The organism is Nocardiopsis yanglingensis (assembly GCF_045809185.1).
Lineage (GTDB): Bacteria > Pseudomonadota > Gammaproteobacteria > Xanthomonadales > Xanthomonadaceae > Stenotrophomonas > Stenotrophomonas yanglingensis.
Genome location: NZ_JBJNRH010000005.1, coordinates 124,788 through 147,802, shown reverse-complemented (window position 1 = coordinate 147,802; position 23,015 = coordinate 124,788). Strand labels below are relative to the sequence as shown.

The following is a 23,015-nucleotide window of genomic DNA, read 5'->3' as shown; positions in this document are numbered from 1 at the left end:
GATTGACCGTTCATCCTGCCGCCGCTTGCCGGTGGCAGGGCGATGGCCCATCGTGGCCACCAACACGCTGGGGAGCGTCCAATGTCTTTGCGCCGGCAAAACGGCTTCACGCTGGTTGAGTTGATGGTCACGGTTGCCGTACTGGCGATCCTGAGCACCATTGCGTATCCCAGCTTCCAGAGCACGATCCGCTCAAATCGTGTGGCCACGACGACCAACGAACTGATCGCGTCGCTGGCACTTGCCCGTTCCGAGGCAATAAAGAACACGCATGGTGGGGCTGTATGCGCATCCACAGCGGGCAAGGAATGTGATGGCAGCAGCTGGGCCGACGGCTGGATGGTCTGGGAGGATCGCAACGGGAACGGGTCGCTTGATTCCGGTGAGAACGTGCTGCGCTACAGCGAAGGTCGCCCGACCATGAAGTCCGCAACCGAAACGTTGACCATCGGCTTCGATGGACGTGGCCGCAATCGCGCCAACGCGGAAGTGGATGTGACACTTCGCCCTGAGAAGTGTGGCGACCAGCCCCTGCAGCGGACGCTACGCATATCGCCTACGGGACAGGTCCGGCTGTTGAAGGAGAGTTGCTCATGAGAAGGATCGGCTTCCAGCCGCACCGTACGGCGCAGGGCGGTTTCACCCTGATCGAGGTCATGATCGCGATCCTGGTGATGGGTATCGGCCTGCTGGGCTTCGCGCTGCTGCAGACGATGAATGTACGGTTCGTGCAGAGCGCGAACTACCGCACCCAGGCCACCAACCTGGGGTACGAGCTGCTTGATCAGATCCGGGCCAACCGGATCAACGCGCTCAGCTATGCCGGTACCTATGCTGCTACCACCGGCAAGGGGGACTGCGCGCCGTCCATCGGCAAGGATATCGGCAAGGATGATTTCACCCGCGACTGGCGCTGCCGCCTGGGCCGCGCACTGGGTGACTCGGCATCCGGAACGGTAACCGTCAACGACGGCCGGGTACGGGTGTCGGTCAGTTGGGGCGATGAGCGTTGGAATCCCGATTCGAAGGCTGACACCACCTTTGCTGCCGAGAGCCTGCTGTGATGACCAGAATGCGCTCCCGCCAAGCGATGAGTGGCCTGTCGTTGATCGAGTTGATGATCGCCCTGACCATCGGCCTGATCATCATGCTGGGCGTGGTCCAGGTGTTTGCCGCTTCACGCACGGCCTACCAGCTGTCTGAAGGGCTGGCGCGGGTCCAGGAGAACAGCCGTTTCGCGATGGATTCCCTGCAACGCGAACTGCGCATGGCGGGACACTTCGGCTGCGTGAACGATCAGGCGCATGATCCGCAGGGCACCTTGGCAACCACCTTCGCTGCGGGAGGCCACCCCGCGCTGGACTTCGCGCGGTCGATCCAGGGCTATGAAGCAACGGATACCAAGCCGGGCGACGCACTGACGTTGGCGGCAACGCCGTCAACGGGGGGCAACAAGTACTCCCCGGCGTTGCCGAGTGAGTTCGCCGCGGCCATCAAGAACCGGGTCGACGGCAGCGATATCGTCGCTCTGCGCTATCTGGTGCCGACCGGTGTGCCGGTCACGGCGGTAGCCGGAACGGTTGCCCAGCCGGTTTTCAGTTTTGATCCCAAACGTCTTGCAGTGCTTGATAGCGGCGTTACCGACCCGGGGCTGTTCGGTGTGGCCGACTGCATTTCCGCCACGGTCTTCCAGGCTCGTGCGATCGACGCAAAGGCCGGCACCGTGACGGTGGGCACTGCACCCAACAACGACGTGGCCATCGCCCGCAACTACGAGCCCGGCCAGGCGGTGCTGTATCGCGCCGAGACGTCGATCCTGTACGTGGGCTACGACGCTACGACCAAGCAATCCTCGCTGTATCGCCTTCGATTCACCGCCAAGCCGGGTGCTGCCCTGGTGGCAGGACCGGCAGAGGCGCTGGTCGAAGGCGTGGAGAACATGCAGCTCCTGTATGGCCAGGATCACGGTCTGAGCACGGTCTCGCCGACCGGCTACATCGATCGCCAGGGTACCGCGACCGATGTTCAGGCCTCCATCGTGCCGGCCTCGCGCGGCTGGCAGCGCGTGGGCACGGTGCAGTTGGGGCTGGTGGTTTCCAGTCCAGATCCGGCCGCATCTGTCCAGGCTAGTTCGAGTGCGCCGCTGAGTGCGCTCGGCGTGACCTATACCGCGCCCTCTGACGGCCGCATGCGCGCCGCCTACCAGAGCACGATCGCTCTGCGCAATCGCCTGTATGGCAACTGAGGCCACCATGCGTACCCATCCCGCCCGCCGCCGCTCTCTGCATTCTCCGCGTTCCCAGCGCGGCGCGGTGCTGTATGTCGTGCTGATCATGCTGGTACTGATGGCCCTGCTGGGTATCGCCGGCATGCAGGTCACGAGCATGCAGGAACGGATGGCCGCCAACTATCTGCGCAGCAACGTTGCCTTCCAGAACGCTGAGGCCGACGCCCGGCAGACCGAGAAATCCATCGAGAAGGCACTGGCTGACGGCGGCATCTTCAAGGCCAACCAGGAGGAGTGCAGTCCCTCCTACGATCCGCAGACGTGGGCCGATGGTCTCAGTGAAACCAAGTCCACCTACACGCGTCGCATCGACAAGTGCTTTGCAGCGTCCAGCCGGCGCACCGGCGGCCGACAGAACGAAGAAACCGGGAACATCTACCAGGTCACGGCGCTTGCCAGTGACGATCCCTCCAATGCGTCCGCCAGTGCGGTCATCGACACGATCTTCATCCCATGAACAGCGAGCGCCGTTTCCTTCGACTTCGTTCCTCCACCTGGCTGCGGGCCGGTGTGGGTGTTGCTGCGCTTGCCGGCCTTGCCGCGTTGATCATTCCGCTGCAGGCCGCGCTTGGTGACTACGACATCGCGCAGGAGCCGCTGTACAGCAAGCAGAGCCAGCCGCCATTGATGATGATGGTGATGTCGCGCGACGAGCAGCTGTTCAACAAGGCCTACAGCGACTACAGCGACCTGGATGAGGACGGGGTGCTCGACACAACCTACCTGGACACGTTCGAGTACGGCGGGTATTTCGATTCGAAGCTGTGCTACAGCTACGCCAGTGATGTCTTCAAGGCATCCAAGGCTGCCGCTGGGGCCAATGGGCACAGCTGCACGGCGGGACTCTGGTCAGGAAATTTCCTGAACTGGGTGACGATGAGTCGCCTGGATGTGATGCGAAGTGTCCTGTATGGAGGACAGCGCTTTACTGACACGAAAGAGAAAACCGTACTGGAGCGTGCGCCGATACCGAGCGACCTGCATGCCTGGGTCAAGGTTTACAGCGGCACGAATCTCCGCGAGTTTGCCAACGTCCCAGGAAGCTCGACAACTTTCAGCTTCTGCAGTGCGACGCGCTCGGCAACGGGTGCACCACTTATGCGAGTGGCTGCGGGCGCCTTGAGCGAGTGGGCATCGACAGCCAGCAATCAATGCGATACCGGCCGAGCCAGCAACGCGGACGGCTACGCTGACATCCCCCGCTCGGCAACGGACTACACCGTCCGCGTGGAAGTATGCGACTCCGGAAGCTCCGCCGTACGCGAAAGCAATTGTCGGAAGTACAGCGATGGCACGACCGATCGATACAAACCTGCCGGTCTCCTGCAGACCTATGGCGAAAGTGGTCGACTGCGCTTTGGTCTGATCAGTGGTTCCTACGCGAACCCTCGCGACGGCGGCGTGCTTCGTCGCAACATCGGCAAGCTGGCGGGCAACAGCACCACTTTCTGTTCGGCCGGTGACGAAATCAATCTATCCACGGGACAGTTCTGCTACCTCAATCTCGTCGGTAACGCCAAGGCGGATGATGAAGGGGTAATCAATGCAATCTCCAACTTCCGTCTCGATAAGTGGAATTGGTCGAACAATTGGACGGACTGCGATCGGTACGGCATTCTGAATCGAGCCGGCACCGATGGAAAGTTGATCCTCGACAATCCTGGTGCTGGCTCGCAGAAGTGCAGTGCCTGGGGTAATCCATTGGCAGAAATGTACGCAGAAGCACTTCGCTACATTGCGAACTCTGCGGCCACGGGTGCATACGGGGTGACTACTGGTGAGCTTTCCGGCCTGCCCAAGTCGATCAGCTGGGCCGATCCCTATCGGGAGCCGGCAAAAGGAGGGAACTCCTATTGTGCAACCTGCAATATCCTCGTCCTGTCTTCTGGTTTGCCGTCCTTTGATGGGGACAATATCGGCACTCTACCCGCGTCAATCGATGCTGTGGCGCAGACCAATGCAATCGGTACCGCGGAGGGGATTTCCGGAAAGTCGTGGATGGTCGGCCGAAACACGGCAACTGCAAGCAATGCGAATAACACCCATGAGGACATCTGCGAAGGGCGCGTTCTAGGTAGTCTCAGTACTGCTCGAGGTATCTGCCCGGATATTCCTACAATGGAAGGCAGTTATCTGATGGCTGGCATGGCCAAGGGTGCGGCAAGCGTTGACCTGCGCCCCGGCGTGCAGGGTAAACCCTCGAGTTACAAAGTGACCGCAACCACCTATGCGGTGGCCATGGCGGAGAATCTGCCCAAGTTCGATATCAAAATTGGGGATCGGGTGATCAGCTTGGCGCCGCTGTGCCAGGCGAATACGAGTGAGGGTGCCACCAGTTCCTCTGGAAATTGGCGTAGCTGCTTCCTTGGGTCTGTTGGGGTGGGCACGAAGATCTCCACGACCAATCCGGTCAATACTTATGGCCGCAGGTACGAAGCCAATGGCACGTCTGGCAGTTTCTCGCTGGTATGGGAGGATTCGCTGTGGGGCAACGATCATGACAATGACGTTGTTTCGATGCTGAGCTATTGCGTAGGTGCGGCGTGCGATAGTAATTCTGGTTTCAATAATATTTGTTGGCGGGCCGATGCAAAGCGGAGCGTCGATGCGGCAGCTGGTGGAAGGTTGTGCAACTACACCACAACCAGGGATGACGACTGGGTCGGTACGAATCTCGCCGGAAAGGTGAGGGATGACGAAGTGCTGATTCGCATCGAGAATCTGTCTGCATACGCAGGCAATGCGATGCTGACTGGCTATACGATTTCTGGGTCGAACGCAAAGGAAACGGTCCAGCGACTGGCGTTGCGCCGGGGCAATAAGAACGGCTCCGTGTTGTCGTCGACAGCGGACTTCCCATACAGCTTTGCCGAGTGGAACCGCCCGATCGTGATCAAGTACAAGGCGGCCAGTGGTGCCGCTGGCCAGCTTGAAAGCCCGCTCTGGTATGCCGCCAAGTACGGTGTCCCGGCCGGTAAGAAGTGGGACAGCAAGAAGCCAGGCGTGCCGGATAACTACTTCCTGGCACGCAATCCGACCAAGCTGAAGGAGGCGCTGGAGGCGATCTTCAACAGTGCAGCGGAAGGTGATGCGCCGGTCGGTGGCAGCGGCAGTGGCGCGCGCATTTCGACCAACTCGTTCACCGTATCGTCCCATTACAGCGTGCCCTCTGGCACCGTGGACTGGACCGGTGATGTCATTGCCACCCAGGTTGACGGCCAAGGTGCAGATGGTGCCGTGCTGTGGAAGGCCTCAAGCAATATCGGCAGTGCCACGCGTCACATCTACATGGCGACGTCCCCTACCAGTACTGCATCCGATGGCACGGTGACCCCGGTCAATGCGACCGAGTTCCTGGCCACCAATCTGCCGGGCACCGATGAGCGGGCGAAGCTGTCTGCGTTGGGATTCAGCGACTCGATTCCTGCCTGGTTCGGCAAGATGACCTCGACCAATCTGGTCAACTATCTGCGGGGTGCAGCGGTGAGTGGCCTGCGTTCGCGCACATCGCCGTTGGGTGACATCGTCAATTCCACCACCGAGATCGTCTCCAAAACGGATGACTTCGGCTATGCAGGCTGGGCGAGGCAGTCGACAGTCAAGTGGAAGGCGACGCTGGGCACGTCTTATGACAGCTTCCTGAAAGCGAAGCGTGCGACATCAGGGCCGCCGACGATGATCTATGTTGGCGCCAATGACGGCATGGTGCATGGTTTCAACGGTTCGAACGGGGCATCCGGCGGCACCGAAGAGCTGGCCTTCATTCCCTCAGCTGCGATGCAGCACATCGCTGAGCTGGCCAATCCCAAGTATGGGCATCGCTACTACGTGGATGGCCCCCTGACGTCGTCCGACGTCTACTACGGGGATGCCTGGAACACGGTGCTGGTGGGCACTACGGGTGGTGGTGGCTCCAGCAAGGCGCCCAATGCGGCGAGCGTAGGCAATGGCTCTGTGTTCGCGCTGAATGTCAGCGATCCGACCGCGTTCGGTGCATCGAGTGTGTTGTGGGAAGTCTCGGGCAAGACGGAGTCGGATCTTGGGTTCGTGCTGGGCAAGCCGGCTGTGGTGGCGGTGAAGGGCGCCGATGCCAATGCTGCGCCGCGTTTCGTCGCGATCTTCGGCAATGGCGTCAACTCCACCAGCGGCAAGGCAGCGCTGTTCGTGGTCGATATCCAGAGCGGCAAGGTGCTCAAGCGGCTTTCGCCGGTAGGTGCCAAGTACGCGGCACGCAACGGCCTGATCAACATCGCCACGGTGGCGTTGAAGAACAATGACGGCATCACCGACACGGTGTATGGCGGTGACATGCAGGGCAATATCTGGAAGTTTGATCTTTCCAGCACCGATCCGACCGATTGGAACATCGCCCTGTCTGGAACGCCGCTGTTCACTGCTACGCGCAACAACAGCCCGCAGCCGATCATGAGCGGCATCGAGATCAGCACGGGCCCAGGCGGTGGCATCAGCCTGTTCTTCGGTACCGGCCAGTACTTCGCCGCCGATGACAATGCGGTCAGCAGCACTTCGCCAGTGCAGTCGCTGTATGGCATCTGGGACAACCTCGCCAGTGCGGTCGGCACGCGCGACAACCTGGTACAGCAGGTGATCACTACCGGTACATCGGCCAGCGGTTATCAATTGCGTGATGTCACCCGCAATGCGGTGAACTACGGTTCGGCCCGCGGCTGGTACGTGGACCTGCAGGCCGGATCGGCAGTCGAAGGCGAGCGCTTCGTCGGCAACCCCCGTGTGCAGAACGGCATCGTGTTCTTCACGTCCTATGTGCCGGGTACCGCCATCTGCGGCAGCGGCGGTGGCGTGAACTGGCTGTACGGTCTCAACCTGCTGACCGGTGGCGGCCAGATGTCCGGCCTGAGCCCAACGATCGGCGGAGAAGCGCTGTGCACCGGCAACTGCGGTGGTGTCGCCCTGACCAAGAAGGGTGACCTCAGCCAGGGCCCGCCAGTGAAGGACACCAACATCTTTGTGCCCAAGCTTACGCCCTGCAAACCGGGCGACACGGGATGCACGGTCGACAAGATGCTGCAGGCCAGCCAGTGTACGTTCGTGCTGCGTGCGGCCGGCGCCGATCCGCTTTACATGCCTCGGCCCTGTGGACGACAGTCGTGGCGGCAGATCCGTTGATGAATCCGATATCGAGGTTGCCCATGCATGTGTACAGCAGGCGTCGAACCGCCACCGGCTTCACCCTGATCGAGCTGATGATCACCGTGGCCGTGGTTGCCATTCTTGCTGCCATCGCGTTGCCTTCGTACCAGGCCTATGTGCGCAAGGCCAATCGTGCCCAGGCCAAGGCCGATCTGGTCGAGCTGGCGCAGATGCTTGAGCGGCGGCATACCGTGGAGAACACCTATGCGGGCATGACGCTGCCGTTCTCGCAATCGCCACGAGACGGTACCGCCAGATACACGCTTTCCTATGTGGGAACGCCGAATGGCAGCTCCTTTACCCTCCAGGCGGCACCGACCGAGATCCAGAAGAAGGACGATTGCGGCACACTGAGCCTGGACCAGGCTGGACGAAAGACGCCGAATGCCAGCAAGGGGCCCGGATGCTGGTAAAGGGCAGGCCTTTGGGTCGCGTTGCATAAAAGGCTTGCACTCCCCTGCAAACGCTGGCTAAAATGCGCACCCCGCCCGAATAGCTCAGCCGGTTAGAGCACTTGACTGTTAATCAGGGGGTCGTTGGTTCGAGTCCAACTTCGGGCGCCAGATTCGAGAAAGCCGCGAGAAATCGCGGCTTTTTTTCGTCTTCACGATGGCGCTGCGGACTTCAGCAGGCGGTGGGCCTTTGCGGGCGTTGGCTCCTGACCCGTCCAGGGACGCTGATGATGACGCGGCTGTGCTCCTGCCCGTCCACGCACAGCACGATGGACTGGTTGGTGCCGGCATTGCGGCCGTCGGGCCGGAACCGTACGTCGGGCCGATGATCGCTGGTGCGCAGGTCGACATGACGCTGGCGTGCCCTGTGCACGCGCAGTTCCCTTGCGATGCCAGTTGCGCTGTTGGCCGGTTCGACCTGCACCCGCCAGCCCTGGCTCCATGCCTGGTCGCAGGTCATGCCATCCGATGAGCCACAGACCGTCACGCGGTGGCGCTCGGTGATGGCGGCGCTGCGTGCCATCGCCAGACTGGCGACCAGTTCGGTGCGCAGCGTTTCCGCCTGGAGGTGCCGCAGCGTGCGTTGCCAAGGGCTCCAGGCCAACGCCAGCAGGACCGCCAACACCATGACGGCAATCAGCAGCTCGATCAGATGGAGCCCGCGGTTGAGCCGGGCAGGGCGATGGCGAAGGGACATGCCTCCAGCCTCGACGTACGCCGGGGCATTCACCATCAGCCAACGCCGCGCTCACCTGCCCGGAAACCCCTCAGCGGGCCGTCACTCCATGCCCCGTATACTCACCACTCCCGGGAACTGGCACCACCATGAGCGACCGTTTTGAACTCGTCTCGCCGTACTCGCCGGCGGGCGACCAGCCTGATGCCATCGCCAAGCTGACCAGCAACTTCGAGGCGGGCATCGCCAAGCAGACCCTGCTGGGCGTCACCGGCTCGGGCAAGACCTACACCATCGCCAACGTCATCCAGAACGTGCAGAAGCCGACGCTGATCATGGCGCCGAACAAGACGCTGGCGGCGCAGCTGTATGGCGAGTTCAAGGCGTTCTTCCCGCACAACGCGGTCGAGTATTTCGTCAGCTATTACGACTACTACCAGCCGGAAGCCTACGTGCCGTCGTCGGACACCTTCATCGAGAAGGACAGTTCGATCAACGAGCACATCGAGCAGATGCGACTGGCGGCGACCAAGACCCTGCTGTCGCGCCCGGACGCGATCGTGGTGGCGACGGTGTCGGCGATCTACGGCCTGGGCGCGCCGGAAGACTACCTGTCGCTGCGCCTGATCCTGTCCAAGGGCGAGCGCATCGACCAGCGCGATCTGATCAACCACCTCACCCAGCTGCAGTACACGCGCAACGAGTACGAGCTGCAGCGCGGTACGTTCCGCGTGCGTGGAGAGGTGATCGACGTATTCCCGGCCGAGTCGGACAGCGAAGCGCTGCGCCTGGAGTTGTTCGATGGCGAGGTCGAGAAGATCACGTTGTTCGATCCGCTCACCGGCGAGACGCTGCGCAACATGCAGCGCTTCACGGTCTACCCGAAGACCCACTACGCCACCACGCGCGAGCGCGTGCTGGCGGCGGTCGAGACGATCAAGGTCGAGTTGAAGGAGCGGCTGGAGCAGCTGTACGCGCAGAACAAGCTGGTCGAAGCGCAGCGCCTGGCGCAGCGCACCCAGTTCGATCTGGAAATGATGGCCGAGGTCGGCTTCTGCAACGGTATCGAGAACTACTCCCGGCACCTGACCGGCAAGAACGCCGGCGAACCGCCGCCGACCCTGTTCGACTACCTGCCGGCCGACGCGCTGCTGGTGATCGACGAATCGCACGTGACCATTCCGCAGATCGGCGCCATGTTCAAGGGCGACCGATCACGCAAGGAAACGCTGGTCGAGTTCGGGTTCCGGCTGCCCTCGGCGCTGGACAACCGGCCGCTGCGCTTCGAGGAGTGGGAAGAGCGCTGCCCGCGCAGCATCTACGTGTCGGCCACGCCGGGCCCCTATGAATACCGCGAGGCCGGTGACGAGATCACCGAACTGGTCGTACGTCCCACCGGCCTGATCGACCCGGTGGTGGAGATCCGCCCGGTGGGGACCCAGGTCGACGATCTGATGAGCGAAGCCAACGCGCGCATCAAGGCCGGCGACCGGGTGCTGGTCACGACGCTGACCAAGCGCATGGCCGAGAACCTCACCGAATACCTGACCGAGCACGGCATCCGCGTGCGCTACCTGCACTCGGACGTGGACACAGTCGAGCGCGTGGAGATCATCCGCGACCTGCGCCTGGGCAAGTTCGATGTGCTGGTGGGCATCAACCTGCTGCGCGAAGGCCTGGACATGCCCGAGGTATCACTGGTGGCGATCCTGGATGCCGACAAGGAGGGCTTCCTTCGTTCCACCGGCTCGCTGATCCAGACCATCGGCCGTGCCGCGCGCAACGTGCGTGGCAAGGCGATCCTGTATGCGGACAAGATCACCCGTTCGATGCAGGCCGCGATCGATGAGACCGACCGCCGTCGTGCCAAGCAGGTCGAGTACAACGAGGAGCACGGCATCGTGCCGCGCTCGGTGGCGCGTCCGATCACCGACGTGCTGGAGGGTGCGCGCTCCGATGCGGCCGAGAAGGAAGCAAAGAAGGGCAAGGGCAAGGGCAGGCCCGGCGTTGCCGAGGAGGGGGGTGACTATCGATCGCTCAGCCCGGCCCAGCTGGCGTCCCGTCTCAAGGCGCTGGAGCAGCAGATGTACCAGCACGCCAAGGACCTGGAGTTCGAGGATGCCGCGCGCGTGCGTGACCAGATCCGGCAGCTGAAGGAAGCGAGTCTGGGCTGAACGCGGCAGTGCAGCATCTTCTTCACAAAAGTGTTGCGCTTCACGGCCGGCATCCGTAATATACGCGGCCTGCACCGACGCAATCGCGGACGTTCAGAAGCAAAAACGGGCGGTTAGCTCAGCGGTAGAGCACTACCTTGACATGGTAGGGGTCACAGGTTCGAACCCTGTACCGCCCACCACGAAGTCTCCGGAAGGGGGCTGTCGTGAACTGCAAAGCCCGGCCCTGGCGCCGGGTTTTTACGTAGCAAGGCCAGCTTTCGGGCGGCAAGAACAAGATGGGCGGTTAGCTCAGCGGTAGAGCACTACCTTGACATGGTAGGGGTCACAGGTTCGAACCCTGTACCGCCCACCACCTGGCTCCCGGCATTGCCGGTGCAGCGGTGGATCACGATGGAAGCCGGCCCTGGGCCGGCTTTTTTCGTTTTAGGCATCGACCACGGTTGCACATGGTCAGCGCTGCACGACCAGATCTTCGACGCTGATCATCCGCTGCAGCTTCCAGTGACCGTCCACGCGCTCCCAGAGCTGGGCAACGCGAACCGTCGCACCACGGGTGGGCTGGGCATCGGCGGGTTGGTGTTGCAGGGGCTGGTTGGCCAGCCTCAGGACCCGGTCCTGGCGCAGCCGGTAGAGCAGCAGGGAGGGCGAACCGCAATCCTGTCGTACGGCTTCCGGCTGCTGGGTTTCGGCACGCAGGATCTGGCTGCGAAGGGCCGCTTCAGTGGGCTCGTTGCCAGCGCTGAACAGGCTGGAGAGCAGCAGCATCAAGGCAAGCATCGGCATGGCACGGTGCTCCAGCGGGAAAGTGCACGCAGGCTGGCATGACATGTGGGGTGCTGCAGCCGGCCTGCGACGAAGGCCGGAATTGAACCGCCAAAGACGGTCGGGGGGCGATGAATCCGGGCAGTGCAGGCGTAGACTGCGGTCTACCGCGCAATCGCGCCGTCACTGCAAGGAGCTGCCGCATGAGCGATCACGTCCCGGTTTCCAGGCCCAATCCCTTCTTCGAACTGCTGTTCGGCGGCAACATGCTGGAGGGTACCTTCAAGGCGGTGATCTGGGTGGCCCTGCTGGCGGCAGTGCTGGCGTGGACCACGTTCCGCTGAGCCTTCCCGCTGCCCTGCAGCACCGGCGGCATTGCTGGCCTGCGCTCAGGCGCTGAAGGCCTGGCGCAGGCTGCGCAGTGTGGCCTGGCGATGTTCCTTTGCGGTCGCTTCGCCCATCTCAAGTTCCTGCAGGCGCAATCCCACCAGCGTCATCGACAACGCGTAGCCGCGCGCTGCATCGGCAGCACGCGAAAGGCCCAGTGCGCGGCGCGTCAGCGCGTTCACGTGTTCCAGGTCGGGCAGCAGCCCCAGGTAGGCGCGCTCGGCGCTGTCCAGGTCCGGGGCACGCAGGATCGCGTGCGCTTCAGCAGCAGGGGAGACGGAGGCCATGGGGGGTCCTTGTCCGTTGCGGGCGCTCGATCAGAACGAGCGCATCAGGGAAATGAAGGCCGAGGTCTGCGTACCGCGACGGGCCATCGGGCTGTCCTTTACGGCATCGCCGAACCACTGGTTGGCGACGACGCCGGTCGCGCGCCACTTCGTGCCCAGCGGAGTACTGACCGCGATCTGCAGGCTCGGTGATGTCGCGCTGCCCGGGTTGTAGGCGGCAAGTCCCGAGCGCAGCGCTTCTTCGTCGGTAATGCCGTAGTAGTAGTCGAGCAGGCGCGCACTGGAGTGCACTACGCCGACCCTGGGTACCCAGGTGAAGCGGCCGGCCTGGATGGGATAGCTGTAGTGCAGGCGCGACTCCATGCCACCTCCGTGCCCGGTGACCTCGCGCATCACGCTGGCCTCGACGATGCCCCAGTCGGCGCTGTATTCACCATTGATGCCGGCCATGGCAGACATCTGCCGGCTGTGCAGGCGACGCAGCTGAGGGTCGTTCACGTCGTCGGTCTTGAAGCGCAGCGTGTAGGGCGTGACCGCCGCCGACAGGCGCAGGCCCTCGCGCTTGTACAGGTACATGCCCAGCGAGCCCGGGCTGGCGAAGAAGCGCTCGCCCTGCCAGGCAATGGACGGTACGACCAGCGGCTTGACGTCGTAGTGGGCGTAGGCCCCTGAGGTCGCGCCGGCACTGATACCGGCCAGCACCCCCGTGTTCCGGTCGGCGGCGTGAGCGATCAACGGAAGGCCGATGGCAGCGGAGAACAGCAACGGGCGCAGCAGGGTCGGGGACAGCGACGGCATCGATCAGCCACTTTGCGGGGGATGGCTGTGCATGGTGTGGGCACAACATTGTCAGAACATTGCGCCTTGGCAATCGGCACGCGAAGGCGCCCAAATCCGGCGCCAGGCACTATGATCGGCACCGTTTCCGGTAGCCGAGCCCCTGATGCGCATCCTCCTGGTCGAAGACGATCCCGATCTGTCCCGTGCCCTGCAATCGGGCCTGGAGCGGCAGGGCGTGGTCGCCGACGTGGTCGGCAACCTGGCCGAGGCCGCGCTCGCGCTGCGCGAGCCGGTGCACCAGCTGATGCTGCTCGACCGCCAGCTGCCCGATGGCGATGGCGTGGCTTTCGTTGCCACCGCGCGCGCACTGCGCCCGAACCTGGCGGTGATCATGCTGACCGCCAAGGGCACGTTGTCGGACAAGGTCGAGGGGCTGGACGTCGGTGCCGATGACTACCTGGTCAAGCCGGTGGCGATCGAAGAACTGATGGCGCGCATCCGTGCAGTCTCGCGGCGGCCCTCGGCAATGGTGACGCCGAGCCTGCGGCTGGGCCGGCTGGAATTCGACTTCGAATCATTGCAGGCACAGGTGGAGGGCCAGCCGCTGGCGCTACCCCGGCGCCAGGTGCTGGTGCTGCAGGCGCTGGCGATGCGCCAGGGGCGCACGGTCACCCGCAGCGCACTGGAGGCGGCGGTGTACGGTTTTGATGATGAGATCCAGTCCAATGCGCTTGATGCGCACATTTCCAAGCTGCGCAAGGCGCTGCAGCAGGCCGGGGCGGGCGTTGAAATCCATGTGATCCGGGGCGTCGGCTACCTGCTGGCGGAGGCCTGAGATGGCCCGTCCGATCCGCTCCATTACGCTTGGCCTGGCCTGGCGGTTGTTCCTGGCGCAGGCCTTCACCGTGCTGTTCGCGGTGGTCGCGCTGATCCTGACCTGGGGCGACAAGGACTCCTGGGGCATGGACATGTTCACTGCCGAGGCAGTGGCCAAAGCCGTGCACAGCGAAGGTGGCAGGTTGGTGCTGGACCAGGCGCGCTGGGAAAAGCTCAACGCTGGGGCCGGTGGCAACCTCTGGTTCGCGGCGGTCGATGACAAGGGCATGTGGCTGGAGCGCGGCACGATTCCCGCGATCCACGCGCCGTTGCTGGCACGCTTGCCGACAGTGGGTGCAACCGAACTGGGTTCACTGGTGCCGCCCTATCTGGACGTGGCGCGGGTCATGATCCGCAACGAGGATGGGCGGCGCATCACGGTGATGGTGGGCGGGGCACCGAAGGGCGGGCTGCTGGATGGCGCGCTGATGGTGCTGCGCCTGATCGGCCTGTGGTTCTTCCTGCCGTTGATCGTGGTCACGCTGCTGGTGATGCCGACCGTGATCCACCGTGCGATGCGTGGCGTGCGTCGGTCCGCACAGCAGGCCAAGGAGCTGGATATCGGCCAGCCGGGTGCGCGTCTGGATGCGCAGCTGGTGTCGACCGAGGTCGCACCGCTGGTGGAAGCCTTCAACGACGCGATCGACAAGGTGCAGCAGGGGTATGCCGCGCGTGACAAGTTCCTCGCCGATGCCGCGCACGAACTGCGGGTGCCGATCGCGGTGGTGCAGGCGCGCCTGTCGCAGCTGCCACAGGGTGAGCTGAAGTCGCAGCTGCTGACCGACGTGGCGCGGCTGGGCAACGTCGCCGAGCACCTGCTGGATCTGCAGCGGCTCGATCGCAACGTCGGCGCGCTGCAGCGGCTGGACCTGGCGCTGCTGGTGCGTGAGGCGGCCGCTGATCTGGCGCCACTGGTGGTCGGTGCTGGCTATGGCTTCGAAGTGGATGCACCGGAGGCTCCGGTGTGGATCCACGGCGACAGCCTGGCGCTGGGCCGGGTGATCGCCAACCTGGTGCACAACGCCATCGTCCACGGCGGCGGGCGCGGCACCATCTGCGTGCGCCTGGACACGCGCGGCCTGCTGGAAGTCAGCGATCAGGGCGCCGGCATTCCGGTGAGCGACCGCGAAGCGATCTTCGAGCCCTTCCATCGCCTCCGCGCGGCGGGCAGCGGCAGTGGCCTGGGCCTTCATCTGGTGAAGGAAATCGTGCAGCACCACGGCGGCTCGGTCAGTGTTGGCGAGGCCGCCGGCGGCGGCGCCAGCTTCCGTGTCAACTTCCACCGCGGCACCGTCCGGCGCTGACAGCCACGCAGGTAAATCCCCGATAGGCAGCCTGTTACGCCTGGCGGCAGGCTGGTGGAATGGTTTCCGAACGTTCCGCACCGGCCCTGTTCGGCCCCGGCTGCGCCGCCGGTCTGGTGCTGGGCGCGCTGGCCTGTGTGCAGATGCCGGCGCTGCTGCCGCTGTGGCTGAGCGTGCCGATGGCGGTTGCCGGTGGCGCGGGCTGGCTGCTGCGCTGGCGCGGCCGCACCTGGGCTGCGATCGTGCTCGGCCTGGCATGGGCAACATTGCACGGGCACTGGGCCCTGCACGGCCAGCTGCCACCCGGCGCGCCGCCGCAGGATGTGCAGGTGCGCGGGCGGGTGGCTGATCTTCCGCAGAGCGGGCCCGGCTACACGCGTTTCGTGTTGCACGTGGATGAGGCCGATACCTTGCCAGCGTTGCGTGGCAGGCGCCTGCAGATCACCTGGAACGACCCGTGGCGCAGATCGTCAGCGCACGAGGCCGAGGGCGGACGTCATGCGGTTCGTGCGGGATCGCATTGGCAGTTGTCGTTGCGCGTGCGTGCGCCACGCTCGCGGATCAATCCGGGTGGCTTCGATGGCGAACGCCATGCATTGCTGCGAGGTATTTCCGGCAATGGAACGGTGCGCGACCCGGGCGCTGCACATGAGCGCGTGCCCGCGCAGGGCCTGCCAGCCTGGCGCGAGCGCAGCAGTGACGCCATCGCCACGCAGGTGGCACATCCTGCCGCGCGATTCGTGCAGGCTTTGGCACTGGGCGACACTCGCGGACTGTCCGATGCCGACTGGGAGCACCTGCGCGCGCTGGGCCTGACCCATCTGGTCGCGATTTCCGGGTTTCACGTGGGTGTGGTGGCTGGCTTCGGCGTACTGCTGTGCCGCTTGTCGTGGTGGTTGTGTCCGCTGCTGGGACGGTACTGGCCCCGGCCGCAGGCGGCGGCGTGGGGTGCGGCGCTGGCCGCAGCCGCCTACGCGGTGGCGGCCGGCGGCGCGCTGCCAACGGTGCGCGCGGCGCTGATGATCGGGCTGGTGGCACTGGCCCGTGCCGGACGTCGCCCGGTAGGTGCGGGGCAGGGGCTGGCCCTGGCCGCGATGGTGATGCTGCTGCCGGCGCCGCTATCGGTGTTGTCGGCCGGGTTCTGGCTCAGCTTTGGTGGCGTGCTGTGGCTGCTGTGGTGCCTGCCGCGGACCGGGCCGGAGGGCGTCGGCGGTGGCCTGCGCGGCTTCCTTGCTGCGCAGGGTGTGGCCAGCCTCGGCCTGCTGCCGCTATGCGTGGCCTTGTTCGGCGGCACCGCGCGCTTGGGCCCGCTGGTCAATCTGCCGATCATTCCATGGTGGACGCTGCTGGTGGTGCCGTTGTCGCTGCTGGGTACCGGCCTGCACGCGCTGCATGACGGCGCCGGGCGCTGGGCCTGGCGTGCCGCTGCCTGGCTGTTCGAGCTCAGTTGGCAGGCCCTGCAGCCACTTGCGCTGCACCCGCAGGCGATGTGGTGGCTGGCCGAGGCGCCGCGCTGGGCAGTACCGGCGGCGTTGCTGGGGGTGTTCTGGTGGCTGCTGCCACGCGGCGCCGGCGGTGGCCTGGCGGGCCTGCTGCTGTGCCTGCCTCTGTTGTGGCCCGCCCGGCATGCACCGGCCGAAGGGGAACTGGAGCTGCTGGTGCACGATGTTGGCCAGGGCACCGCGGTGTTGCTGCGCACGGCGCGGCACGCACTCTGGTACGACGTGGGGCCGCCGACCGGAGGCGATGGCAATGAGCGGATCCTGGTGCCGGTGTTGCGTGCGCTGGGGCAGGGGCCGCCGCAGCAGGCGATGCTCAGCCATGACCATCTGGACCACACCGGCAGCCTGCCGAGCCTGCGCCGGCAATTGCCTGGGCTGCAGCTGATGGCGCCGCCCGGCAGCGCCATCGGCGGGGCCCGGCCGTGCCAGCAGGGCATGCGCTGGCAGTGGGATGGTGTCGACTTCCAGGTGCTGCACCCGGCACCGGGTAGCCGGCAGGCCGAGAATGAAGACAGCTGCGTGCTGCGCGTCGCCAGCCGTCATGGCGTGGTCCTGCTGCCGGGCGACATCGGCCGCCCGGCCGAGCAGGTGCTGTTGCACGCGTCTCCGGCGGCATTGAAGGCGGATGTGGTGCTGGTGCCGCATCATGGCAGCGGTGGCAGCTCCAGCGCGCCGTGGGTGGCCGCCGTGGCGCCACGGTTGGCGGTGGTCTCGGCCGGGCACCGCAACCGCTTCGGCCATCCACGCCAGGACGTGGTCCAGCGCTGGCAGGCGCAGGGGGCGGAAGTGCTGGCCACGGCCGACTCCGGGGCGATCCGCGTATGGCTTGGTGCACAAGGGCTGCAGCTGCGTGAACAGCGTATCCACGCATCCCGGTGGTGGGATGCCGCTGGGCGGGCGCGGTCGGCTGCTATCCTATCGCCGATCGAACAAGCGGCCATTGGGCCGGAGGGTTGAAACGTGTGGGAACTGGTCAAGGCCGGTGGCTGGCCGATGGTGCCGCTGCTGCTGTTGGGCGTACTGGCTTTGGCGATCATCCTGGAGCGTTTCTGGTCCCTGCGGCGAACTGAAGTGCTGCCGCCCGGCCTCGGCCAGGAAGTGCGCAACTGGGCTGCGCGCGGCAAGCTTGATCCGGCACACCTGCAGACCCTGCGTACCAACTCGCCGCTGGGCGCGCTGCTGGCCGCCGCACTGGAAGCGCGCAACCGCCCGCGCGACCAGATCCGCGAACGCATTGAAGACACCGGCCGCCACCTGGTGCACCGCATGGAGCGTTTCCTGAACGCGCTGGGCACCATCGCCTCGGCCGGCCCGCTGCTGGGTCTGCTCGGCACGGTCATCGGCATGATCCAGATGTTCCTGGGCATCCTCGACCACGGCGTGGGCGACGTGAACCAGCTGGCCGGCGGCATCGGCAAGGCGCTGGTGTGCACCGCCACCGGCATGATCGTGGCCATCCCGGCGCTGATGTTCCATCGCTACTTCAAGGGCCGCATCCACGGCTACGTGGTGGAAATGGAGCAGGAAGCCAGCGCGCTGCTGGATACGCTCGACGGCCGCCCCGGGGTGATGAACCCGGGCCCGGCCGCGCGTCCGGCCGGCGCCGCCACGGCGAAGGCCTGATCGATGCGTATCGGCAACGACCGATCCCAGGATGAGCCGCATATCGATCTGGTGCCGCTGATCGACGTCATTCTGGTGCTGATCATCTTCTTTGTGGTCACCACCACCTTCGATGCGCGTTCGACGCTGCAGGTGCAGCTGCCGACCGCCAGCCAGCAGCAGACCAACGAGCCGCCGCGTTCGCTCAGCGTGCTGATCAATGCCGAAGGCCGCTACTTCATCAATGACCAGGAAGTACTGCGCAGCGACGTCGAGTCGGTCAAGCAGACCATCGCCGCCGTGGCCGGCAGCGATCGCGAGCAGACCGTGCTGCTGCGTGCCGACGCGCGCACTCCCTACCAGGCCGTGGTGACCGCGCAGGATGCGCTGGGCCAGCTCGGCTTCCGCCGTATTGCCATTGCAACAGCACCCGAGGTGCGTCCATGAGTTCCAATCACGCGCCGGTGTGGCCGATCTACAAACGTCTGCTGGGGTACACCCGTGCCTACTTGGTGTTCATGGTGGCTGCGGTCATCGCCATGGCGGTCGAAGCCCTGGCCGGCTATCACTTCACCAAGTTGATGGAGCCGCTGGTCAACGAAGGCTTCGTTGATCCGCAGCCGCGCGCGGCCGTGGTACTGCCGCTGACCATCCTCGGCCTGTTCCTGATGCGCAGCGTCGCCACCTGGGTGAGCGACTATGCGCTGGCCAAGACCGGCCGCAGCGTGGTGCGCGACCTGCGCGAACAGGTGCTGGCCAAGTACCTGCATCTGCCGTCCTCGCATTTCGATACCGAAGCGACGCCGGTGATGGTCAGCCGCCTGAACTTCGATACCGAACAGGTCACCCAGGCCAGCGCCGACGCGCTCAAGACCGTGGTGGCCGATACCCTGACCATCATCGCCATGCTGGCGGTGATGCTGCAGATGAGCGTCAAGGTCACCGTGGCGATGCTGGTGGTGGTGCCGCTGATCGGCGTGATCGTGTCCTTCGTGGGCAAACGCTACCGCCGCATCAGCCGGGGCATCCAGGACGGCATGGGCTCGATGGCGCAGACCGCCGAGCAGTCGCTGGCCGCGCAGCAGGAAGTGAAGGTGCATGGCACCCAGCAGCATGAGATCTCGCGCTACTCGCGCCTGGCCAACCGCATGCTGTCGCTGAACATGAAGGTGGAAGTCACCCGTGCCGCGGCGTCCAGCGTGGTCCAGTTCCTGGCCGCACTGGCGCTGGCGGTGATCGTCTGGGTGTCTACGCGCGAAGCGCTGGCCGGTCGTCTCAATGCGGGCCAGTTCATGGGCCTGATGACCTCGATGATGGCGATCATTCCTTCGCTGCGTCGTCTGACCAGCGTGCAGACCTCGATCTCGCGCGGCGTGGCGGCTGCCGAGCGTCTGTTCAGCATTCTCGACATGCCGGTGGAGCGCGACGAGGGCCGCAAGACGGTGCAGCGCGTGCGTGGCGAACTGGCCTTCGACCACGTCATGCTGCGTTACCGCGAGGACAGTGGCATTGCGCTGGACGACATCAGCTTCGTTGCCAAGCCCGGAACGGTCACCGCCATCGTCGGCCGCTCCGGCAGCGGCAAGACCAGCCTGATCCGGCTGGTGCCACGCTTCTACGAGCCCAGTGGCGGACGCATCACCCTTGATGGCGTGGCGCTGGATGATTATCCGCTGGCCGACCTGCGTCGCCAGGTGGCGATGGTGGGGCAGAAGGTCATGCTGTTCGATGACACCATCGCCGCCAACATCGCTTACGGCATGGAGGCCAGTGAGGAGCAGATCCGCGCGGCGGCCGAGGCGGCCAATGCATGGGAATTCATCGCACGCATGCCGCAGCAGCTGCAGACCCCGGTGGGCGAAAACGGCGCGCTGCTGTCCGGCGGCCAGCGCCAGCGCCTGGCCATCGCCCGCGCGATCCTGCGCGACGCACCGATCCTGATCCTCGATGAAGCCACTGCGGCGCTCGACAACGAATCCGAGCGTCTGGTGCAGGACGCGCTGCAGCGATTGATGCCCGAGCGCACTACGCTGGTCATCGCGCACCGCCTGTCGACCATCGAGCATGCCGACCTGGTGCTGGTGATGGACCACGGTCGCATCGTCGAGCGCGGTACCCACAAGGAGCTGCTCACCATGGGTGGCCTGTACCAGCATCTGCACAGCATGCAGTTCCGCGAAAGGCAGGACTGATGGTCGGCAAGGGTACCCAGACCCCGCCGTACTGGTACGACGGCAGCCCGGTTCCGTGGGCGATGCGCCTGCTGGCGCCGCTGTATGCCGGCGTCACCGCGCTGCGCCGCCGGGCCTATCGGCGTGGCTGGCGCAAGCACTACACGCTGCCGGTGCCGGTCATCGTGGTTGGCAATATCACCGCCGGTGGCACCGGCAAGACGCCGTTGACCATCGCCCTGGTCGAGCGCCTGCGCGCGGCTGGCTGGAAGCCGGGCGTGGCCAGCCGTGGCTACGGTCGCGAAGATGCCGACAAACCGCTGTGGGTGAAGGCCGATACGCCGACCGCCAAGGGCGGTGACGAACCGGTGCTGATCGCCTGGAAGACCGGCGTGCCGGTGCGCGTGGACAGTGACCGCGTTGCTGCCGGCAAGGCGCTGATCGAGGCCGGTTGCGATGTGATCGTCTGCGACGACGGCCTGCAGCACTATCGGCTGGCGCGCGACATCGAAATCGAAGTGGTCGATGCGCAGCGCCGCTACGGCAATGGCCGGATGATTCCGGCCGGGCCGCTGCGTGAGCCGGTCAGCCGCGCCAGCGAGTGCGATTTCCGTGTGGTGAATCTCGGCCAGGCCGATGAAGAAACGGCCGCCCAGGCCTGCGGCTTCGGCCAGTGGCCGATGGCCCTGCACATCGACAGCGCACAACCGCTGGCCGGAGGCCGTGCCCGTCCGCTGTCGTACTTCAAGGGCCAGCGCGTGCACGCCGTGGCCGGTATCGCGCATCCGCAGCGCTTTTTCGACATGCTGCGCGCGCGCGGCATCGGCGTGGTGCCGCATGCCTTCGCTGACCATCAGGCCTATCAGCCGCAGGACCTGTCCTTTGGCAGCCAGCTGCCGGTGCTGATGACCGAAAAGGACGCGGTGAAATGCCGTGCGTTCGGTAATGACTGGCACTACGCGGTCCCGCTGCGCGCCGAGCTGCCTGCCGCGTTCTGGGTGGCGCTGACCGACCGCCTGGACAAGCTGCGACCGAACTGAGTGGCGCGGCGGCGCTTGCATTCATGCGCCGCCGGCCGCATTCCCGTTGTAACGAGCCTGCCGAGTACCGCCCCATGACCGAATTCGTAGTCGCCATTCCGGCCCGCCATGCCGCCTCGCGGCTGCCGGGCAAGCCGCTGCGCCTGTTGGGCGGTGAGCCACTGGTGTTGCACGTGGCGCGCCGCGCGCTGCAGGCCGGTGCCGGCGAGGTCTGGGTTGCCACTGACGACCAGCGCATCGCCGACGCACTGTCCGGGCTGGCCGAAGTGAAGGTGGCGATGACTGCGACCTCACATGCGTCGGGCACCGACCGCCTGGCCGAGTGCGCGCGCATCGCCGGCTGGTCTGACGACACCGTGGTGGTCAATCTGCAGGGCGATGAACCATTCGCCCCCGCGGCGGGTATCGGCGCGGTGGCCGAGGCGCTGGTTGAAGGCAATGCGCCGATGTCGACCCTGGCCACGACCGTCGAGGACGCGCACACCCTGTTCGACCCGAACGTGGTGAAGCTGGTGCGCAATGTGCGCAACGAGGCGATGTACTTCAGTCGTGCGCCGATCGCCTGGCATCGCGATGGCTTCGCACGCAGCCGCGACACGCTGCCGGCCGGTCACAACTGGCTGCGCCATATCGGCATCTACGGCTACCGTGCCGGCTTCCTGCAGCAGTTCGCGGCAATGCCGCCGGGTCAGCTGGAGCAGATCGAATCGCTGGAACAGCTGCGCGTGCTGGAAGCTGGCTTCCCGATCAGCGTGGCGATCTCGCCCGAACCGTTCCCGCCGGGCATCGACACGCCCGAGGACCTGGAGCGCGCCGAAGCGTTGCTGCAGGCAATGGCCGCGCGATGAAGCTGCTGGTCGTCTGCCTCGGCAACATCTGCCGTTCGCCGATGGCCGAAGGTGCGTTGCGCGCACGCCTGGAGGCCTCGCCGCTGGCCGGGCGGGTGCAGGTCGATTCGGCCGGCACCGGCGACTGGCACGTGGGCGAGCCGCCGGACCGGCGTGCGATCGCCTGCGCAGCCGGGCACGGTGTGGACATCGGCGGCCTGCGTGCGCGCCAGCTGCAGGCCGCGGATTTCGACCGCTTCGACTGGATCCTGTGCGCCGACGAGGCCAACCTGCGTGATGCCGGTCGCTTGGCCACATCTGCCCAGCGCGAACGCCTGGCACTCTACCTGCCCTGGTCGGGTGGAGAGGGCCCGATGGCGATCCCGGATCCCTACACCGGCGGCAGTGATCATTTCGAACAGGTCTGGACATTGGTCGACAATGCTGCAAAACGTGCCGTGGCACGACTGTTGCATGACACCGACTCCGGCATAATCGGGCCATGAACGTCCAGCCCGTCCCGGACCTGCCCGAGTTCGCCACCTGGCTCAATGCCACCCCCTGCACCCTGACCGAACTGCGCGGTCGGCCGGTGGCGCTGTTGTTCGTCAACGCGGCCTCCGCCTGGAGCGCACAACGCCTGGCCGAATTCGGCCAATGGCTGTCGCGCCACCCCGGCAAGCTGCAGCCGCTGGTGCTGCAGGTGCCGCGCT

Annotated in this window: 21 protein-coding genes and 3 tRNA genes; 20 read left to right on the top strand and 4 right to left on the bottom strand. The window is 65.3% G+C overall.

Features of this window, described 5'->3' with window-relative positions; genetic code table 11:
• Positions 1-81: 81 nt before the first annotated feature.
• The 7 genes from ACJ7C5_RS09720 (at position 82) to ACJ7C5_RS09690 (ending at position 8,022) form a co-directional block, all read left to right on the top strand.
• Positions 82-597, top strand: a complete 516-nt coding sequence (locus ACJ7C5_RS09720; RefSeq protein ID WP_088025543.1) for a GspH/FimT family pseudopilin — start codon at positions 82-84, stop codon at positions 595-597.
• Complete coding sequence (gene pilV / locus ACJ7C5_RS09715) at positions 594-1,064, top strand: type IV pilus modification protein PilV (RefSeq protein ID WP_049399922.1); 471 nt, start codon at positions 594-596, stop codon at positions 1,062-1,064. The genes ACJ7C5_RS09720 and pilV overlap by 4 nt, the downstream gene beginning before the upstream one ends.
• On the top strand, positions 1,064-2,245 hold the full coding sequence (locus ACJ7C5_RS09710; RefSeq protein ID WP_125430898.1) for a PilW family protein: 1,182 nt from the start codon (positions 1,064-1,066) through the stop codon (positions 2,243-2,245). The genes pilV and ACJ7C5_RS09710 overlap by 1 nt, the downstream gene beginning before the upstream one ends.
• A 7-nt stretch (positions 2,246-2,252) precedes the next feature.
• A complete protein-coding gene (locus ACJ7C5_RS09705; RefSeq protein WP_097049164.1) occupies positions 2,253-2,744 on the top strand; it encodes a pilus assembly PilX family protein in 492 nt (163 codons plus the stop codon).
• Entirely contained in the window at positions 2,741-7,435 is a 4,695-nt protein-coding gene (locus ACJ7C5_RS09700; protein ID WP_412703762.1) for a pilus assembly protein, read from the top strand. Before ACJ7C5_RS09705 ends, ACJ7C5_RS09700 begins: the two co-directional genes overlap by 4 nt.
• A 23-nt stretch (positions 7,436-7,458) precedes the next feature.
• On the top strand, positions 7,459-7,872 hold the full coding sequence (locus tag ACJ7C5_RS09695) for a type IV pilin protein (protein ID WP_088025545.1): 414 nt from the start codon (positions 7,459-7,461) through the stop codon (positions 7,870-7,872).
• A gap of 73 nt (positions 7,873-7,945) precedes the next feature.
• Positions 7,946-8,022, top strand: a tRNA-Asn gene (locus ACJ7C5_RS09690).
• A gap of 61 nt (positions 8,023-8,083) precedes the next feature.
• Here the strand turns inward: ACJ7C5_RS09690 and ACJ7C5_RS09685 are convergent.
• Positions 8,084-8,608, bottom strand: a complete 525-nt coding sequence (locus ACJ7C5_RS09685; protein ID WP_412703761.1) for a GspH/FimT family pseudopilin — start codon at positions 8,606-8,608, stop codon at positions 8,084-8,086.
• Between the two features lie 128 nt (positions 8,609-8,736).
• On the opposite strand from ACJ7C5_RS09685, the gene uvrB reads away from it, so the two are divergent.
• The 3 genes from uvrB to ACJ7C5_RS09670 all read left to right on the top strand — a co-directional run bounded on the left by uvrB (position 8,737) and on the right by ACJ7C5_RS09670 (position 11,116).
• Complete coding sequence (gene uvrB / locus ACJ7C5_RS09680; RefSeq protein ID WP_094000116.1) at positions 8,737-10,761, top strand: excinuclease ABC subunit UvrB; 2,025 nt, start codon at positions 8,737-8,739, stop codon at positions 10,759-10,761.
• A gap of 107 nt (positions 10,762-10,868) precedes the next feature.
• Positions 10,869-10,943: transfer RNA gene (locus ACJ7C5_RS09675), tRNA-Val, on the top strand.
• Positions 10,944-11,041: 98 nt separating this feature from the next.
• Positions 11,042-11,116 (top strand) — tRNA-Val (locus ACJ7C5_RS09670).
• A gap of 98 nt (positions 11,117-11,214) precedes the next feature.
• Here the strand turns inward: ACJ7C5_RS09670 and ACJ7C5_RS09665 are convergent.
• The gene (locus tag ACJ7C5_RS09665) at positions 11,215-11,547 is read right to left on the bottom strand and encodes a hypothetical protein (protein WP_088025548.1); all 333 of its coding nucleotides are present in this window, start codon (positions 11,545-11,547) and stop codon (positions 11,215-11,217) included.
• Between the two features lie 182 nt (positions 11,548-11,729).
• Here ACJ7C5_RS09665 and ACJ7C5_RS09660 point away from each other — a divergent pair, with 182 nt between their 5' ends.
• Positions 11,730-11,870, top strand: a complete 141-nt coding sequence (locus ACJ7C5_RS09660; RefSeq protein WP_162838403.1) for a hypothetical protein — start codon at positions 11,730-11,732, stop codon at positions 11,868-11,870.
• 45 nt (positions 11,871-11,915) lie between these two features.
• Here ACJ7C5_RS09660 and ACJ7C5_RS09655 read toward each other — a convergent pair whose 3' ends face one another.
• Together ACJ7C5_RS09655 and ACJ7C5_RS09650 are read right to left on the bottom strand one after the other, a co-directional pair.
• Positions 11,916-12,200, bottom strand: a complete 285-nt coding sequence (locus tag ACJ7C5_RS09655; RefSeq protein ID WP_019337170.1) for a hypothetical protein — start codon at positions 12,198-12,200, stop codon at positions 11,916-11,918.
• A gap of 30 nt (positions 12,201-12,230) precedes the next feature.
• Positions 12,231-12,998, bottom strand: a complete 768-nt coding sequence (locus ACJ7C5_RS09650; RefSeq protein ID WP_412703760.1) for a MipA/OmpV family protein — start codon at positions 12,996-12,998, stop codon at positions 12,231-12,233.
• Positions 12,999-13,143: 145 nt separating this feature from the next.
• Between ACJ7C5_RS09650 and ACJ7C5_RS09645 the strand changes: the two genes are divergently transcribed.
• The 9 genes from ACJ7C5_RS09645 to ACJ7C5_RS09605 all read left to right on the top strand — a co-directional run bounded on the left by ACJ7C5_RS09645 (position 13,144) and on the right by ACJ7C5_RS09605 (position 22,808).
• Entirely contained in the window at positions 13,144-13,815 is a 672-nt protein-coding gene (locus tag ACJ7C5_RS09645; RefSeq protein ID WP_088025551.1) for a response regulator transcription factor, read from the top strand.
• Between the two features lies 1 nt (position 13,816).
• A complete protein-coding gene (locus ACJ7C5_RS09640) occupies positions 13,817-15,160 on the top strand; it encodes a sensor histidine kinase (RefSeq protein WP_094000115.1) in 1,344 nt (447 codons plus the stop codon).
• 59 nt (positions 15,161-15,219) lie between these two features.
• Positions 15,220-17,619, top strand: coding sequence for a DNA internalization-related competence protein ComEC/Rec2 (locus tag ACJ7C5_RS09635; RefSeq protein WP_412703759.1), 2,400 nt, complete (start codon positions 15,220-15,222; stop codon positions 17,617-17,619).
• A gap of 3 nt (positions 17,620-17,622) precedes the next feature.
• Positions 17,623-18,285 (top strand): MotA/TolQ/ExbB proton channel family protein, encoded by a 663-nt coding sequence (locus ACJ7C5_RS09630; RefSeq protein WP_412703758.1) that lies wholly within the window; start codon positions 17,623-17,625, stop codon positions 18,283-18,285.
• Between the two features lie 3 nt (positions 18,286-18,288).
• The gene (locus tag ACJ7C5_RS09625; protein WP_004152323.1) at positions 18,289-18,711 is read left to right on the top strand and encodes an ExbD/TolR family protein; all 423 of its coding nucleotides are present in this window, start codon (positions 18,289-18,291) and stop codon (positions 18,709-18,711) included.
• On the top strand, positions 18,708-20,456 hold the full coding sequence (msbA, locus tag ACJ7C5_RS09620) for a lipid A export permease/ATP-binding protein MsbA (protein ID WP_412703757.1): 1,749 nt from the start codon (positions 18,708-18,710) through the stop codon (positions 20,454-20,456). Before ACJ7C5_RS09625 ends, msbA begins: the two co-directional genes overlap by 4 nt.
• Complete coding sequence (gene lpxK / locus ACJ7C5_RS09615) at positions 20,456-21,475, top strand: tetraacyldisaccharide 4'-kinase (protein ID WP_412703756.1); 1,020 nt, start codon at positions 20,456-20,458, stop codon at positions 21,473-21,475. The genes msbA and lpxK overlap by 1 nt, the downstream gene beginning before the upstream one ends.
• A gap of 74 nt (positions 21,476-21,549) precedes the next feature.
• Positions 21,550-22,323 (top strand): 3-deoxy-manno-octulosonate cytidylyltransferase, encoded by a 774-nt coding sequence (gene kdsB / locus ACJ7C5_RS09610; RefSeq protein ID WP_412703755.1) that lies wholly within the window; start codon positions 21,550-21,552, stop codon positions 22,321-22,323.
• Positions 22,320-22,808 (top strand): low molecular weight protein-tyrosine-phosphatase, encoded by a 489-nt coding sequence (locus ACJ7C5_RS09605; protein ID WP_412703754.1) that lies wholly within the window; start codon positions 22,320-22,322, stop codon positions 22,806-22,808. Before kdsB ends, ACJ7C5_RS09605 begins: the two co-directional genes overlap by 4 nt.
• Positions 22,809-23,015: the final 207 nt, after the last annotated feature.